We start from the raw sequence: 15,846 nt of genomic DNA on the forward strand, positions 1-15,846 counted from the left end.
CGGTGCCGGACCGGCTCCTCGCCCGCCTCGCCGGTGCCGCGCTGCGGCTTCCCGCGACGACCCGCCCCGGCCCGGTGCGGGTCACCCGCGACATCCCGGTCCGGGTCCGCGACGGCGTGGTGCTGCGCACCGACCACTACGCCCCGGGCGTCCGGGACGCGCCCACCGTCCTGATCCGCACCCCGTACGGGCGGGGTGGACCGCTGCGGCTGCTCGGCCGGCTGCTCGCCGCCCGCGGGCGGCACGCCGTGATCCAGTCCTGCCGGGGCACCGGCGGCTCCGGCGGGACGTTCGCTCCGCTGGTGCACGAGCGGGACGACGGAGTGGACACCCTGGACTGGCTGCGGCGCCAGCCCTGGTGGTCCGGGGCGCTCGGCATGTTCGGGGTCAGCTACCAGGGCTTCGCGCAGTGGGCGCTGGCCGCCGACGCCGGCGACGAGCTGCGCGCGATGGTCGCCGTGGTGACCGCCTCGGCGACCCGGGACTCGACGTACGCGGGGGAGTCGTTCGCCCTGGACACCGTGCTGACCTGGGCGGAGCTGCTGCACGCGCAGACCGTGCCGTGGCTGGCCCGGCAGCGGGAGCTCAAGCGCGGGCAGCCCCGGTTGGCCGCCGCGCTGGAGCACCTGCCACTGGCCGGGGCGGACCTGGTGGCCACCGGTGTGACGATCCCGTTCTTCCAGGAGTGGCTGCGCCACCACACCCCGGACGCCGAGTACTGGCGGACCCGGGTCTTCGCCGACCGGGTGGCCCGGGTGCGGGCGCCGGTGATCATGGTCAGTGGCTGGCACGACATCTTCCTGCCCGCTCAGCTCGACGACTACGCCACCCTGCGCGCCGACGGTGCCCGTCCGCGCCTGGTGATCGGCCCCTGGACGCACGGCAGCCCCGGCCTGTTCGTGGCCGCCCTGCGGGAGGGGTTGGCCTGGCTCGACGAGCACCTGACCGGGCTGGCTCCGGCGGGCGAGCGGCCTCGCCGCGCCGGGCGGTCCACGCCGGTCCCGGTGCGGCTGTCCGTGGGGGGCGCCGGCGGTGGCTGGCGGGACCTGCCGGACTGGCCGCCGCCGGCCGTCGACACCGCCTGGCACCTGCACCCCGGTGGCGAGCTGGCGGTGCGCCCGCCGGTCCCCTCGCCGGCGGACGAGTTCCGGTACGACCCGGCCGACCCCACCCCGTCGCTCGGCGGGCCACTGCTGGTGGCGCAGCGGGCCGGCCCGGTGGACAACCGGAGCGTCGAGGCCCGCCCCGACGTGCTGACGTACACCAGCGCCGCGCTGAGCGGGCCGATCGAGGTGATCGGCCCGGTGCGGGCCGAGATCCACGTCCGCAGTGAACTCGCGTACCTGGACGTCTTCGTCCGACTGTGTGACGTGGACCGTCGTGGTCGTTCGTGGAACGTGTGCGACGGTCTGGTCCGGGTGGCACCCGGGCGCTTCCCGGCCGACCCGTCCGGGGTGCGCCGGGTCGCGGTGCCGCTCTGGCCGACGGCGTACCGGTTCGCCGCCGGGCACCGGCTGCGGTTGCAGGTCGCCGGTGGCGCCCATCCCCGCTGGGCGCGCAACCCGGGCACCTGCGAACCACTCGGTACGGCGGTGACTCTGCGTGCCGGATGGCGGCAGGTTCTGCACGACCCCGGGTACCCCTCGGCGCTGCGTCTACCGATCGTCCACTCTGGCTCCTAACGATCTCCAAGGTGAGCAGATCGCCTCTGAGCTGGGCTTTTGCGGTTGATGCGGGCTATCGTTTGGTCAACGCCCGGCGCTGTGCACGAGTAGGCCGGGCTCGTCCGTAGCCCCGCACCGCGTACGCGGTGTGACGTCGTGCCCGGCCCCCGCTCATCGGAAGGGGGACCAAATGACCCGGGCCCCGGCGAACCTGTTGGCCGTGCGCACCCTGCTGCTGACCCACCTCGACAACGCCCCCGGGCCGGACGATCTGGAGCCGGCGGAGGTCGGCATCGTCGGCGATCCGGCGCACCGCGGCGGCTACCACTGTGGATCGGACCGGGTGGTCACCAACGACTACTCGGTGGTGGAGTCACCTCGGGACCGGGCCGGCCTGACCCTGGACGCGGCCGCGTTGGACGTCGGCGGCTTCGAGGTCCGTGCCGGTGGCCGAACGCACACGCTGCCCAGCTTCTCGCTCTGGTGCGTCGGGCAGTGCGTCGCGAACGCGGCCGACACCCGGGACATCCGCGAGATCATCTACAGCCCCGACGGAAGCACGGTGCGGCGGTGGGACCGGCTGGGCAAGCGCAGCAGCGGCGACAGCTCGCACCGCTGGCACAGCCACTTCAGCTTCTTTCGTGACGCCATCAAGGCGGGCCGCGACCAGCGGCCGATGTTCCGCCGCTATCTCAGCTCCATCGGACTCCTGGAGGAGAACGACATGACCGAAGCCGAAATCATCGCCGCGCTGCGGAAGGGCGTCACCAGCGACCCGGTCATCCGCGAGGTCCTGCGGCGGGCGCCGTGGGAGTTCCTACCCGCCGACCACGGCGGGAAGACGTCCGCGCACGCCATCGTGCTGAACGGGTTGCCCGCCCAGTTGCAGGCGCTCGCCGGGCGGGACTTCACCGACGAGCCCGCGATCATCCAGGGCGTGCTGGCCGGGCTGACCCCGGAGAAGATCGCCGCGGCCATCCCGCCCAGCGTGGCCAAGCAGGTCGCCGACGAGTTGGCCCGCCGGCTGGTCGCCTGAGCCTCCGGGCCGACCGCCCCTGTTCCACAACAGTGGTTACGTAATAGGTGTTGCGCAACCACTGTTGCGGATGGCAGGTTGGGCGGCATGGAGAACCCCGACGTACGTCAGGTCACCAACTCACGGGTGCTGGCCGCCATGGCCCACCCGCTGCGCCGCCGACTGATGGACGTGCTCAAGGTGCACGGCCCCTCGACCGTCGGCATGCTCGCCGAGCACACCGACCAGGCGCCAGCGAACGTCAGCCACCACCTCAAGGTGCTCGCCGCCGGTGAACTGGTCGCCGAGGCGCCCGAGCTCGCCCGGGACCGGCGCGAGCGGTGGTGGCGGCTGGCCACCCGGTCGGTGCGCTGGTCCAACACCGACTTCGACGCCGACCCGGCCGCCCGCGCGGTCGCCGACGCCGCCACCTCACTCAACCTGGACCGGCACGTCGCCCTGGCCCGGGCGTGGCACGCCGCCGACGAGCCGGCGCAGGCAGCATGGAACGACGCGCCGTTCTCCACCGACCGCTGGCTGCATCTCACACCCGACGAACTGGCCGAGTTGAACCGCGAGGTGATCGACCTGCTGGCCCGCTGGGCCGACCGGAAGGCGCCCGACGACGGGCGCGAGCGCCAGCCGGTCTTCGTGTTCGCCCACGGCGTCCCGGCCCGTCCGTGACCGTGGCCACGCACACCGATCCGAGCCCGGTCCGGGAGACCGGCGGGCTGCTGCGGCACCGGGACTTCCGGCTGCTCTGGGCCGGCCAGGCGATCAGCAGCGTCGGCAGCAACGTCACCACTGTCGCGCTGCCACTGGTCGCGGTGGCCGTGCTCGACGCCGGCACCTTCCAGGTGGCGGTGCTCACCGCCGCGGCCTGGCTGCCGTGGCTGCTGATCGGCCTGCCGGCCGGCGCGTGGGTCGACCGGCTGCCGCGCCGGCCGGTGATGGTCGCCTGCGACCTGCTCTGCGCGGTGGCCTTCCTCACCGTTCCGCTGGCCGCCGCACTGGACCGGCTCACCGTCTGGCACCTGCTGCTGGTCGCGCTCGGGGCCGGCACCGCGCGGGTCTTCTTCGAGACCGCCGACCAGGTGTACCTGCCGGTGCTGCTCCGCCCCGAGCAACTGCCCGAGGGCAACGCGAAGCTGCAGGCCACCCAGACCGTGAGCTACGTCGTCGGGCCCGGCCTCGCCGGCCTCATCGCCCAGCTCACCGGGGCGGTCGCCGCGCTGGTGCTGGACGCGGCCACGTTCCTGCTCTCCGCGGCCTGCCTGCTGCGGATCCGCACCGCCGAACCCCGTACCCCGCGGACCGACCGGTCCCCGTCGCTGCGCCGGGACATCGCCGAGGGACTGCGCTTCGTCGTCCGTGACCCGTACCTGCGGGTGCTCACGCTCTTCGGCGCCGCCAGCAACATCGGGCTGATCGGCTACCAGGCCGTCCTTGTGGTGTTCCTGGTCCGCGAGCTACGGCTCGCGCCCGGCCTGGTGGGCGTCCTGGTCGCGGTGATGAGCGCCGGGGGGATCATCGGCGCGCTGCTGGCCACCGCGCTGGCCCGGCGCTGCGGCACCGCGCGCGCCATGCTGCTCGGTGCGGCCCTCACCGGGCCGCCCGCCCTGCTCATCCCGCTGGCCACGCCCGGTGTGGGACTGATCTGGCCGGCCCTCGGCGGGATCCTGATCGGCCTCGGAGTGGCGATCGGCAACGTGCTCAAGGGCAGCTTCCGGCAGACGTACACCCCGCACCACCTGCTCGGCCGGGTGACGGTGAGCATGCAACTGCTCAACTACGGCACCATCCCGCTGGCGGCCGTGCTGGCCGGTGCCCTCGGTGCGCGCTACGGAGTCGCGACCGCGATCGGAGTGATGACCGCCTGGTTGGCGCTCACCCCGTTGATTCTGTTGATCGGGCCGCTCCGGAGGCGGCGGGACCTGCCCGCCGCTCCGGCGGCGTCTTGAGTGCGCTGCGACGGCGGCCGGAGACCGGCCGCCGTCACCGGCACGGAGCTACATCGGGCGGACGTTGTCCGCCTGCGGACCCTTCTGCCCCTGGGTCACCTCGAACTCGACCTTCTGGCCCTCGTTGAGCTCCCGGTAGCCGCTCGAGGCAATGGCGGAGTAGTGGACGAACACGTCCGGCCCTCCACCGTCCTGCTCGATGAAACCGAAGCCCTTTTCCGAGTTGAACCACTTAACCGTGCCGGTTGCCATGCATCTCTCCCTGTTCAAAGCGGCTGACCCTCGACCTGTGGCCGATGATCGCCCGTACCTGTCCGACAGTAACGGGCGAAACGCCGATCCGCCGGCCGAAGTGCCGTAGGTCTTCGAGTGAAGTCGGGTGAACTCTGCGCGCCGGCACGTGAAACCCGCCCCGGCAGCCCCCCGCTGCGGCATGCTAGCGCCGATGAGGGGTGCCGCAGCCGCCGCGCTGTCCGAGCTGGAGCGCGAGATCGACGCGCCCGGCGCCGGCCTGGACCGGCTCCGACTCGTACCCACCCCGTTCGTGCCGGAGGTGCGGCTGCACCTGGCCGAGGACGCGATCGTCTGGTGGGCCCGGATGGAGGCGGCCGTCGGGCACGCCCTGCCGCCGCCGTACTGGGCCTCCGCCTGGGCCGGGGGGCAGGCTCTCGCCCGTCACCTGCTGGACCATCCGGAGCTGGTCGCCGGCCAGCGGGTGCTCGACCTCGCAGCCGGATCGGGGCTGGTGGCCATCGCCGCCGCGCTGGCCGGCGCGTCGACGGTGGTCGCGAACGACATCGACCCGTACGCCGTCGCCGCCGTCACCGTCAACGCGCGAGCCAACCGGGTCGCCGTCGACGCCACGGGCGATGATCTGCTCGACAGCGTCGACGCGGAGGCGGACCTGGTCCTCGCCGGCGACGTGTTCTACAGCAGGGCGATGGCCGACCGGATGCTGCCGTTCCTCCAGCGGGCCGCCGCTGGCGGCGCCGAGGTGCTGGTGGGCGATCCCGGCCGGGGGCACCTGCCGGCGGACCGGTTGATGGTGCTGGCCGACTATCCGGTGCCCACCACCGAACCCTCGGTCGACTCGTCGCTGCGCCGGGTGCAGGTGCTGCGACCCGCCTGAGGCCGGGGACCGTCTCAGGGGCGACCCCGAGGCGGATACCAGGGGTCGGTGGGGGATGCGACCGGATGTCCACGGTGGTGCCGCGGCCATAGCGTACGGGGCATGACGCAATGGCTGGCTCAGGTCGGGGAACTACCCATCCTGCTGCTGATGGGCACGCTCGGGCTGGTCATGCTCTTCGACGCCGTACCGCTGCTGGGGGTTCTGGTCCCCGGCGACGTGGCGATCCTGGCCGCGGTCGGGGTGGGCCGCCCGGCCACCGGGCTCGCCACCTTCACCGCCGTGCTGGTCGGCTGCCTGGCCGGTTGGTCGTTGAGCTTCCTGGTCGGCCGTCGGTACGGGGAGCGGCTGCGGCGCAGTCGGATCGGCGACTGGATCGGCGAGGCGCGATGGACGGCGGCGGAGGGGCTGCTGCGTCGAGGTGGGGGCCGGATGGTGGTCGTCGCGCCATTCCTGCCGGTGTTCAACGCGCTGCTGCCGCTGGCCGCCGGTGGGCTGCGGATGTCGTACCGGCGGTTCCTCGGCTGCGCGGCGCTCGGCGCGGCGGCCTGGGCCGGTCTCTACCTCGCGCTGGGCACGGCGTCCCGCTCACTGGCCGGGTTGCTTCCGGGAGAGGCCAGCCCGCTGCTGGTCACCATGGGTGTCGGGCTGGTGCTGGCCGCCGTGGTGCTGCTGGGCACCCGGCGCCGGCTGCGTGCGGTGACCGGGGCTCCGACGCCCTGACCGGTTCGGCCCGGCGGTGGGTGCGGGGGTGCGCCCACGCGGTCGGGTAGGTGGTGCGGGGCCGGCCGGGGGGCCGGCCCCGCGCGGGTCACCAGCCGCGGGCACGCCACTGCGGCAGGGCCGGTCGTTCCGCGCCGAGCGTGCTGTCCTTGCCGTGACCGGGATAGAACCAGGTCTCGTCCGGGAGCCGGTCGAACAGCTTGTGCTCGACGTCGTCGATCAGCGCGGCGAAGCGCGCCGGGTCCTTGTCCGTGTTGCCCACGCCGCCGGGAAAAAGGCTGTCACCGGTGAAGAGGTGCGGGGTGCCGGCCGGGTCGCTGTAGAGCAGCGCGATCGAGCCCGGGGTGTGCCCCTTGATGTGGATGACCTCCAGCGCGCAGTCGCCGACCGGCACGGTGTCGCCGTCCGCGAGCCGCTCCGCCTCGATCGGCAGCCCGGCCGCGTCGTCGGCGTGCACCAGCGGGCGGGCGCCGGTCTTGGCGACCACCTCCTCCAGCGCCACCCAGTGGTCCATGTGCTGGTGGGTGATCACCACGGCGGTCAGCCCACCGTCGCCGATCAGGTCCAGCAGGCGGGGCGCCTCGTTGGCGGCGTCGATCAGCACCTGCTCGCCGGTGGCCGTGCAGCGCAGCAGGTAGGCGTTGTTGTCCATCGGGCCCACCGACAACTTGCTGATGGTGAGCCCGCTCAGCTCCCGCACCGCCGGCGCCTCGCCGGGGGTGACGTCTCCGCTGTAGGTCATGAGGTGTCTATATCCATTCCGGTGGAGTGGGCAGGGGGCCGTCGGGAGTGACGGCGAGCGCGCCGCCGCCGTCACGGCCGATCAGCCAGGCGGCGAGGTCGGGGGCGGGACCGGCGATGATCGGTGCGCCCGCGCGTTCCCCGATCACCAGTTCGTGTCGGCTGCCGTCGAAGCGCAGCACCATCGACGGCGGCGCCGGCCGGTCGCCGTGGTGCGCGGCCACCTCGTGCAGCAGCCGGTGGGCGAACGCCTCCGACCAGTCGGCGGGCCGGTAGTCGGCGGCCAGGTCGAGGTGGTGCACCTCGATCTCGCGCAACCGGCCCCAGACGAGCAGCGCCGCGGGCCATGGGCCACGGCGGGTCTGCACCGTCGCCGCCCACGCCTCGACCGGCATGGCCGCGACCGCCTCGGTGAATCGGTCCGCGGTACGCCGCAGGTCGTCCAGATGCTCGATCGGTGGGCGGCCCGCGCCGGCCTCGATGTCCATCGTGCGGGCCTCCGGCGAGGCGTACATCGGCAGCGGCTCGCCGGTGCGGGCCGCGGTGAGCAGGTTGACGAAGCCGTCGGCGTTGCGCGCCAGGTGCGCCAGCACGTGGCCGCGCGTCCAGCCCGGCAGTAGCGACGCGGCCGCTAGGCCCGCGCCGTCGAAGGAGGCCGCGGTACGCAGGAGTCGACTCGTGGCGTCGTCCACCTCGCCCATCAGCAGCAGCGGATCGGTGGTCACGCGTCGACCCTAGCGGTCCGCCGTCGCGGCGTCGCCGGGGAAATCGCTTTCGGCGCGTCGGCGCGCGCCCTACCGTCAGCGGCATACGCGGCACCGGGACGTCGGACGGAGGTGATGACCATGCCGGACGTGGCACGAGTGTTCCGCCATCACCAGCTTCGACACCGATGAGGATGCCATGACGATCGATCTGACCGCCCTCGGCTGGGACGCCGAGCGGGCGGCGTACGCCGGGCGACGCGGCGATCAGCACCCGGGCCGCGTGGCCCGGGTGGACCGGGGGGTCTGCACCGTGCTCACCGAGGCCGGCCCGGTGCGGGCCAGTCTGGGTGGGGCGGTGCTGGCCGGCGCCGTTCGGGACCCCTCCGCGCTGCCCTGTGCGGGCGACTGGGTGCTGCTCGCGCACTGGCCGGACCGCCGCACCACCGTGGAGGCGGTGCTGCCCCGGCGGGCCGCGCTGATCCGCCGTACCGCGGGCAAGGACGCCAGCGGCCAGGTGCTGGCCGCCAACCTCGACGCCGCCGCCGTGGTGGAGCCGGTGCACCCGGAGCCGGACGTCGGTCGGATCGAGCGGTTGCTCTCCCTGGCCCACGAGTCCGGTGCCCGGCCGCTGGTCGTGCTGACCAAGGCCGACCTCGCGGCCGACCCGGACGCGCTGGCCCGCCAGCTGGCCGCGGTCGCCCCCGGTGTGCCGGTGCTGCCGGTCAGCGCCGAGGGTGGCCTGGGCCTGGAACCACTGCGCGCCGAGGTGGCGCCGGGCCGCACGCTCGGCCTGCTCGGGCCCTCTGGCGCCGGCAAGTCGAGCCTGGTCAACGCGCTGGCCGGCGCGGTGCTGATGCCGACCCAGGCGATCCGGCGGGTCGACGGCAAGGGCCGGCACACCACCACCTGGCGGGCACTGGTGCCGATCCCCGGCGGCGGCGCGGTGATCGACACGCCTGGCGTGCGGGCGGTCGGCCTGCTGGACGGTGCGGCCGGGCTCGACCGGGCGTTCGCCGACATCGCCGGGCTGGCCGAGGGTTGCCGGTACGCCGACTGCGGGCACGACGGCGAGCCCGCCTGCGCGGTCCGCGACGCGCTGCACACCGGGGAACTCTCCACCCGCCGCTGGGAGAGCTGGCGGCGGCTGCAGGGGGAGGTGGCCCAGGAGAGCCGGCGGCGCGAGGCGCGGCTGGCCGCGGAGCGGCGTGGCGGGTGGCGTTCCGGCCGGCGCCGGGCGGCCCGACCGCCGTCGCCCGGGGGCTACTGACCGGCCCGGCCGACCGGGCTGAGCTGGGGGAATGTGCGGGCGGGGGAAACTGTCATACCTCGGGGCTAGAGTTGCCGAGGCGTCTTTTCCGCGCCCGCACGACCGCTCAGAACATGCCAGAGCGGGACACATCCTTCACTTCGTCTTCACCCGGGAGTACACGGACCGTGGCCGACCGACTGATCATCCGTGGCGCGCGCGAGCACAACCTGCGTGACGTCAGTCTCGACCTGCCCCGGGACGCACTCATCGTGTTCACCGGGCTGTCCGGGTCGGGCAAGTCGAGCCTGGCCTTCGACACGATCTTCGCCGAGGGGCAGCGGCGCTACGTCGAGTCGCTCTCGTCGTACGCCCGGCAGTTCCTCGGCCAGATGGACAAGCCCGACGTCGACTTCATCGAGGGGTTGAGCCCCGCCGTCTCGATCGACCAGAAGTCGACCTCGCGCAACCCGCGCTCGACCGTCGGCACCATCACCGAGGTCTACGACTACCTGCGGCTGCTGTACGCCCGCATCGGCGAGCCGCACTGCCCGGTCTGCGGCGAGCGGATCTCCCGCCAGAGCCCGCAGCAGATCGTCGACCGGGTCCTCGCCATGGCCGAGGGCACCAAGTTCATGGTGCTCGCCCCGGTCATCCGCGGCCGCAAGGGCGAGTACGTCGACCTCTTCGCCGAGCTGCAGGCCAAGGGCTACGCCCGGGCCCGCGTCGACGGCGTGGTGCACCCGCTGACCGAGCCGCCGAAGCTCAAGAAGCAGGAGAAGCACACCATCGAGGTGGTGATCGACCGGCTCACCGTCAAGCCGAGCGCCAAGCAGCGGCTGACCGACTCGATCGAGGCCGCCCTGGGCCTCTCCAGCGGCCTGGTGCTGCTCGACTTCGTCGACCTGCCCGAGGACGACCCGGACCGGGAGCGTCGCTACTCCGAGCACCTGGCCTGCCCCAACGACCACCCGCTCGCCATCGAGGACCTCGAGCCCCGGGTCTTCTCCTTCAACGCGCCGTACGGCGCCTGCCCGGAGTGCACCGGCCTGGGCACCAAGAAGGAGGTCGACCCGGAGCTGCTGGTGCCCGACCCGGAGCGCACCCTGCGCGAGGGCGCCATCCAGCCCTGGTCCACCGGCCACAACCTGGAATACTTCCTGCGCCTGCTGGAGGCGCTCGGCGAGGCCCAGCACTTCGACGTCGACACCCCGTGGCGGGCGCTGCCGGCGCGGGCGCAGAAGACGATCCTGCACGGCTCCGACGACCAGGTGCACGTGCGCTACCGCAACAAGTACGGCCGCGAGCGCTCCTACTACACCGGCTTCGAAGGCGTGGTGCAGTGGATCGAGCGCCGGCACTCCGACACCGAGTCCGAGTGGTCCCGCGACAAGTACGAGGGCTACATGCGCGATGTGCCGTGCGCGGCGTGCGGCGGCGCCCGGCTCAAGCCCGAGGTGCTCGCGGTCACGCTGGCCGGCAAGAGCATCGCCGAGGTGTGCAACCTGTCCGTGGGGGAGTGCGCCGACCTGCTCGTGGGCATCGAGCTCACCGACCGGCAGAAGATGATCGCCGAGCGGGTGCTCAAGGAGATCAACGCCCGGCTGCGGTTCCTGCTCGACGTCGGCCTGGACTACCTCTCCCTGGACCGGCCGGCCGGCACCCTCTCGGGCGGCGAGGCGCAGCGCATCCGGCTGGCCACCCAGATCGGCTCCGGGCTCGTGGGCGTGCTGTACGTGCTCGACGAGCCGTCGATCGGGCTGCACCAGCGCGACAACCACCGGCTGATCGAGACCCTGATCCGGCTGCGTGGCCTGGGCAACACGCTGATCGTGGTGGAGCACGACGAGGACACCATCCGCACCGCGGACTGGATCGTCGACATCGGGCCCGGCGCCGGTGAGCACGGCGGCAAGATCGTGCACAGCGGTTCGGTGCCGGCGCTGCTGGAGAACCCGGACTCGGTCACCGGGGCGTACCTGTCCGGCCGCCGGTCGATCCCGACACCGACGAAGCGCCGTCCGCAGGACCGGGACCGGGAGCTGGTGGTGCACGGCGCGCGCGAGCACAACCTGCGCAACCTGACCGTCTCCTTCCCGCTGGGCCAGCTGATCGCGGTCACCGGGGTCAGCGGCTCGGGCAAGTCGACGCTGGTCAACGACATCCTGTACGCGGTGCTCGCCAACCAGATCAACGGCGCCCGGCTGGTGCCCGGCCGGCACACCCGGGTCGGCGGCCTGGAGCACGTGGACAAGGTCGTCGGCGTGGACCAGTCGCCGATCGGCCGGACGCCGCGCTCCAACCCGGCCACCTACACCGGGGTCTGGGACCACGTCCGCAAGCTCTTCGCCGAGACCACGGAAGCCAAGGTGCGCGGCTACGGTCCGGGCCGGTTCTCGTTCAACGTCAAGGGCGGGCGCTGCGAGGCGTGCTCCGGCGACGGCACCATCAAGATCGAGATGAACTTCCTGCCCGACGTGTACGTCCCCTGCGAGGTCTGCAAGGGCGCCCGGTACAACCGGGAGACCCTCGAGGTGCACTACAAGGGCAAGACCGTCTCGGACGTGCTGGAGATGCCGATCGAGGAGGCCGCGGAGTTCTTCTCCGCCATCCCGGCCATCCACCGTCACCTCAAGACGCTGGTCGACGTGGGCCTCGGTTACGTCCGCCTCGGCCAGCCCGCGCCGACCCTCTCCGGTGGCGAGGCCCAGCGGGTCAAGCTCGCCTCCGAGCTGCAGAAGCGCTCCACGGGGCGGACGGTCTACGTGCTCGACGAGCCGACCACCGGCCTGCACTTCGAGGACATCCGCAAGCTGCTGATGGTGCTGGAAGGGCTGGTCGACAAGGGCAACACGGTGATCATCATCGAGCACAACCTCGACGTGATCAAGACGGCCGACTGGCTGATCGACATGGGCCCGGAGGGCGGGCACCGGGGCGGCAGCGTGCTCGCCACCGGCACCCCGGAGGAGGTCGCCGAGGTGCCCGAGAGCCACACCGGCCAGTTCCTGCGTCAGGTGCTCAAGCTCGACGGCGAGGCCAAGGGCGCGGCGGCCGCCACCACCCGGGCCGCCAAGGCCAACGGCACCGCCAAGACCCGGGCCCCGCGTAAGGCGACCGCCGCCGCGCGCTGAGTCGACCCGACGCCGGCGGTGCCCATCGGGCATCGCCGGCGTTCCCATTTCCTGGGTCGAGGCCGTGTCACCGTGAACCATCCGGCACAGTTGCCCGTGTTGACCTGTGTGGCCGGGAGATCGGGACCGGCGCAGCAGCCGAGAGAGAGGCGAGGCATGAGTGACGATCAGGCGCTGACCGGTCCGGGTACGCAGACCCGTCGGGCTCTGCTCACCGGCGTCGGGGCGGTGGGCGCGGCCGTCGTCCTGGCTGCCTGCGGCAGTGACGACACCGGCGGCGGAGCCGCCCCGACCAGCGGCGGCCCGGCGGTGCCCAGCACCGGTGACGCCGGCGGCGGCGATCGGCAGGGCGCCCAGTCGCTGGCCACCACCGCCGACATCCCGGTCGGCGGCGGCAAGGTCCTCGCCGCCGAGGGCGTGGTCATCACCCAGCCCACCGCCGGCCAGTTCAAGGGCTTCAGCCCGATCTGCACGCACCAGAACTGCCCGGTGACGAACGTCGACGGCGGCACCATCAACTGCACCTGCCACGGCAGCAAGTTCTCGATCGAGGACGGCTCGGTGAAGGCCGGTCCGGCCACCCGGCCGTTGCCGGCGAAGGACATCAAGGTCACCGGCGACCAGATCTCGCTGGCCTGACATCCGCGCCCCGACCGACGCTTGATCGACTCGCCTTTCGGGAAGTCGGGGTGTCCGGCACCCGCCGATGCCCCGACTTCCGCGGAGCCCGAGTCGATCTAGCGCTTTCGGCGGCGTGTCGGTGCCGCGGACTAGGCTTGCTGGCGTGGCTGACCCCTCGACCTACCGTCCCGCACCCGGCACCATCCCGGAGTCCCCGGGGGTCTACCGCTTCCGCGACGGCACCGGTCGGGTGATCTACGTCGGCAAGGCGAAGAACCTGCGCAGCCGGCTCAACTCCTACTTCGGCGACATCTGGAACCTGCACGAGCGCACCCGGCAGATGGTCACCACCGCCGAGTCGGTGGACTGGATCACCGTCGGCACCGAGGTCGAGGCGCTCCAGCAGGAGTTCACCTGGATCAAGCAGTACGACCCCCGGTTCAACGTCCGCTACCGCGACGACAAGTCGTACCCCTATCTGGCCGTCACCCTCGATGAGGAATACCCGCGGCTCCAGGTGATGCGCGGCGCCAAGCGCAAGGGCGTGCGCTACTTCGGGCCGTACTCGCACGCCTGGGCGATCCGGGAGACCCTCGACCTGCTGCTACGGGTGTTCCCGGCCCGGACGTGCTCCGCCGGGGTGTTCAAGCGGGCCGGCCAGGTCGGCCGGCCCTGCCTGCTCGGCTACATCGGCAAGTGCTCGGCGCCCTGCGTCGGCAGCGTCTCCGCCGACGAGCACCGGGCCATCGTCGACGGCTTCTGCGACTTCATGGCCGGGCGCACCGACACCATGGTCCGCAAGATCGAACGCGAGATGACCGAGGCGAGCGAGCAGCTGGAGTTCGAGCGGGCCGCCCGGCTGCGCGACGACGTGGCCGCCCTGCGCCGGGCGATGGAGAAGCAGACCGTGGTGTTGGGCGACGGCACCGACGCCGACGTGGTCGCGTTCGCCGACGACCCCCTCGAGGCGGCCGTGCAGGTCTTCCATGTCCGCGACGGCCGGGTCCGGGGCCAGCGCGGTTGGGTGGTGGAGAAGACCGAGGAGCTGACCACCGGCGACCTGGTGCACCACTTCTGCACCCAGGTGTACGGCGGCGAGCACGGCGAGGCCGACGTGCCCCGCGAGCTGCTGGTGCCCGAGCTGCCCGCGGACGCGGACGCGCTGGCCGACTGGCTCTCCACCCACCGTGGCAGCCGCGTCTCGCTGCGGGTGCCGCAGCGTGGCGACAAGCGCTCACTGATGGAGACGGTGGAGCGCAACGCCAAGGACGCGCTTGCCCGGCACAAGCTCAAGCGGTCGGGTGACCTGACCACCCGGGGCAAGGCGCTGGACGAGATCAGCGAGGCGCTGGACATGCGCACCTCGCCTCTGCGCATCGAGTGCTTCGACATCTCGCAGATCCAGGGCACCGATGTGGTGGCCAGCATGGTGGTCTTCGAGGACGGGCTGCCCCGCAAGAGTGAGTACCGGCGGTTCATCGTGCGGGGCGCGACCGACGACCTCTCCGCGATGTCCGAGGTGCTGCGCCGCCGCTTTGCCCGCTACCTTGACGCGCGGGCGGAGACGGGCGAGGCGGGGGTCGAGCCGGCCGACGATCCCGCCGCCCCGGGTGGCCTTGGTGAAATCGACGAGCCGCAGGTCGGCGTCCTGGTCGACCCGACCACCGGCCGGCCGCGCAAGTTCGCGTACCCGCCGCAGCTGGTGGTCGTCGACGGCGGCGCGCCGCAGGTCGCCGCGGCCGCCCAGGCCCTTGCCGAACTCGGCATTGACGACGTGGCCCTGTGCGGGCTGGCCAAGCGGCTGGAGGAGGTCTGGCTCCCCGACGACGAGTTCCCGGTCATCCTGCCGCGCACCTCGGAAGGGCTCTACCTGCTGCAACGGGTTCGCGACGAGGCGCACCGGTTCGCCATCACCTTCCACCGGCAGCGCCGCTCCAAGCGGATGACCGAGTCGGCGCTGGACAATGTGCCCGGCCTGGGCGAGGTGCGGCGCAAGGCGCTGATGAGGCATTTCGGCTCGCTCAAGCGGCTCTCCGCCGCCACCGTCGAGGAGATCACCGAGGTGCCCGGGGTGGGCCGGCGCACGGCCGAGTCGATCCTGGCCGCCCTCACCAAGGGAACCACGAGGGCCGACGAGGGGGCCGAGGCCACCCCGAGTTCGTGAGCCGGCCGGTCGCACCTCCCGGCGCTCCCTGTCGAGCTGCCCCAGATGTGGGGCGCGTCGCCGCCAGACCGTGGGCTGGCGACGACCTGGTCGCCGTCCGACCGCCACAGCGGGTTGAGGCCATTTGATCGACTCCGTCTCCTTGATATCGCGGTGTCTCGGCATCGGGGATACCCCGATGTCAGTGAAATCGAGTCGATCACCCTGCCGGTGACCGGGACGGGCGGCGCGGGCGGCATCCGCACCCACCGGCACCCCCGGAGGAGGTCGCCGAGGTGCCCGAGAGCCACACCGGCCAAAGAGCGTGATACCTCAGAGTCATACTTATGCCTCACAGGTATCGGGCTCGATGCCGACTGTCCGGCCCGCCCGGCGGGCCTGCCCCCTCGCTTGGCGCCCGCCTGCCCCTGGCACGGTTCGTGTGCCTGGCCGGGGTGGTCGAGTCCGCGATCTCGGAAAGGTTGTGGCCTCGACGGGTTGGCAGGCGGCAGTGCCCCGGGGATCGCGCGGACCGTGGGCCCGGCCGGGGTGAGACCCCCGAGGGTCTAATGTCCGGTTCGTGATCGGCGCGGCTGGGGTGGGTGTCCGGTTTTGCCGTGGGCGTCCTGTGGTCGGGGGCACCCGTGTGTTGGAATCGGGGGCCGGTCGGGGTGGTTATACCTGGCAGATCACCGCGGCCCCCGGGCCCGGTAGCCGCAGGCCGCCGGGAACACCCGCCAGGCCGCCACGGTTACATCCCCC

The 15,846-nt window shown here is 72.7% G+C and carries 13 protein-coding genes; 10 read left to right on the forward strand and 3 right to left on the reverse strand.

From position 1 onward, the window contains the following. The first annotated feature begins 2 nt into the window (after window positions 1-2). From ACFYPS_RS11000 to ACFYPS_RS11015, 4 genes are all read left to right on the forward strand, one after another. Complete coding sequence (locus ACFYPS_RS11000) at window positions 3-1,682, forward strand: CocE/NonD family hydrolase (RefSeq protein WP_387323943.1); 1,680 nt, start codon at window positions 3-5, stop codon at window positions 1,680-1,682. 172 nt (window positions 1,683-1,854) lie between these two features. Beyond that, complete coding sequence (locus ACFYPS_RS11005) at window positions 1,855-2,700, forward strand: hypothetical protein (protein WP_354964899.1); 846 nt, start codon at window positions 1,855-1,857, stop codon at window positions 2,698-2,700. A gap of 87 nt (window positions 2,701-2,787) precedes the next feature. Beyond that, a complete protein-coding gene (locus tag ACFYPS_RS11010) occupies window positions 2,788-3,363 on the forward strand; it encodes an ArsR/SmtB family transcription factor (protein ID WP_387323946.1) in 576 nt (191 codons plus the stop codon). A gap of 2 nt (window positions 3,364-3,365) precedes the next feature. After that, entirely contained in the window at window positions 3,366-4,640 is a 1,275-nt protein-coding gene (locus ACFYPS_RS11015) for an MFS transporter (RefSeq protein WP_354964897.1), read from the forward strand. Between the two features lie 48 nt (window positions 4,641-4,688). On the opposite strand, the gene ACFYPS_RS11020 is transcribed toward ACFYPS_RS11015, so the two are convergent. Continuing rightward, window positions 4,689-4,892 carry a cold-shock protein gene (locus tag ACFYPS_RS11020; RefSeq protein ID WP_007462771.1) on the reverse strand — a complete coding sequence of 68 codons (204 nt, stop codon included), beginning with the start codon at window positions 4,890-4,892 and terminating at the stop codon, window positions 4,689-4,691. A 193-nt stretch (window positions 4,893-5,085) separates the two neighbouring features. Between ACFYPS_RS11020 and ACFYPS_RS11025 the strand changes: the two genes are divergently transcribed. Together ACFYPS_RS11025 and ACFYPS_RS11030 are read left to right on the forward strand one after the other, a co-directional pair. Continuing rightward, window positions 5,086-5,769 carry a class I SAM-dependent methyltransferase gene (locus ACFYPS_RS11025; protein WP_387323949.1) on the forward strand — a complete coding sequence of 228 codons (684 nt, stop codon included), beginning with the start codon at window positions 5,086-5,088 and terminating at the stop codon, window positions 5,767-5,769. Window positions 5,770-5,871: 102 nt separating this feature from the next. Beyond that, window positions 5,872-6,492: a VTT domain-containing protein gene (locus ACFYPS_RS11030; protein ID WP_354964895.1), complete on the forward strand. Its 621-nt coding sequence runs from the start codon at window positions 5,872-5,874 to the stop codon at window positions 6,490-6,492. 88 nt (window positions 6,493-6,580) lie between these two features. On the opposite strand, the gene ACFYPS_RS11035 is transcribed toward ACFYPS_RS11030, so the two are convergent. After that, window positions 6,581-7,234: an MBL fold metallo-hydrolase gene (locus ACFYPS_RS11035; protein ID WP_354964894.1), complete on the reverse strand. Its 654-nt coding sequence runs from the start codon at window positions 7,232-7,234 to the stop codon at window positions 6,581-6,583. 7 nt (window positions 7,235-7,241) lie between these two features. Next, window positions 7,242-7,958: a maleylpyruvate isomerase family mycothiol-dependent enzyme gene (locus tag ACFYPS_RS11040; RefSeq protein ID WP_387323953.1), complete on the reverse strand. Its 717-nt coding sequence runs from the start codon at window positions 7,956-7,958 to the stop codon at window positions 7,242-7,244. A 178-nt stretch (window positions 7,959-8,136) separates the two neighbouring features. Here ACFYPS_RS11040 and rsgA point away from each other — a divergent pair, with 178 nt between their 5' ends. The 4 genes from rsgA to uvrC all read left to right on the forward strand — a co-directional run bounded on the left by rsgA (window position 8,137) and on the right by uvrC (window position 15,105). Further along, window positions 8,137-9,207, forward strand: a complete 1,071-nt coding sequence (gene rsgA, locus ACFYPS_RS11045; RefSeq protein ID WP_354964892.1) for a ribosome small subunit-dependent GTPase A — start codon at window positions 8,137-8,139, stop codon at window positions 9,205-9,207. Window positions 9,208-9,374: 167 nt separating this feature from the next. After that, on the forward strand, window positions 9,375-12,320 hold the full coding sequence (uvrA, locus tag ACFYPS_RS11050; RefSeq protein ID WP_387323957.1) for an excinuclease ABC subunit UvrA: 2,946 nt from the start codon (window positions 9,375-9,377) through the stop codon (window positions 12,318-12,320). Between the two features lie 156 nt (window positions 12,321-12,476). Continuing rightward, complete coding sequence (locus ACFYPS_RS11055) at window positions 12,477-12,959, forward strand: Rieske (2Fe-2S) protein (RefSeq protein ID WP_354964890.1); 483 nt, start codon at window positions 12,477-12,479, stop codon at window positions 12,957-12,959. A 145-nt stretch (window positions 12,960-13,104) separates the two neighbouring features. Then, window positions 13,105-15,105: an excinuclease ABC subunit UvrC gene (gene uvrC / locus ACFYPS_RS11060; protein ID WP_354964889.1), complete on the forward strand. Its 2,001-nt coding sequence runs from the start codon at window positions 13,105-13,107 to the stop codon at window positions 15,103-15,105. Window positions 15,106-15,846 lie beyond the last annotated feature (741 nt).

The organism is Micromonospora sp. NPDC005087 (assembly GCF_042872965.1).
Classification (GTDB): domain Bacteria; phylum Actinomycetota; class Actinomycetes; order Mycobacteriales; family Micromonosporaceae; genus Micromonospora.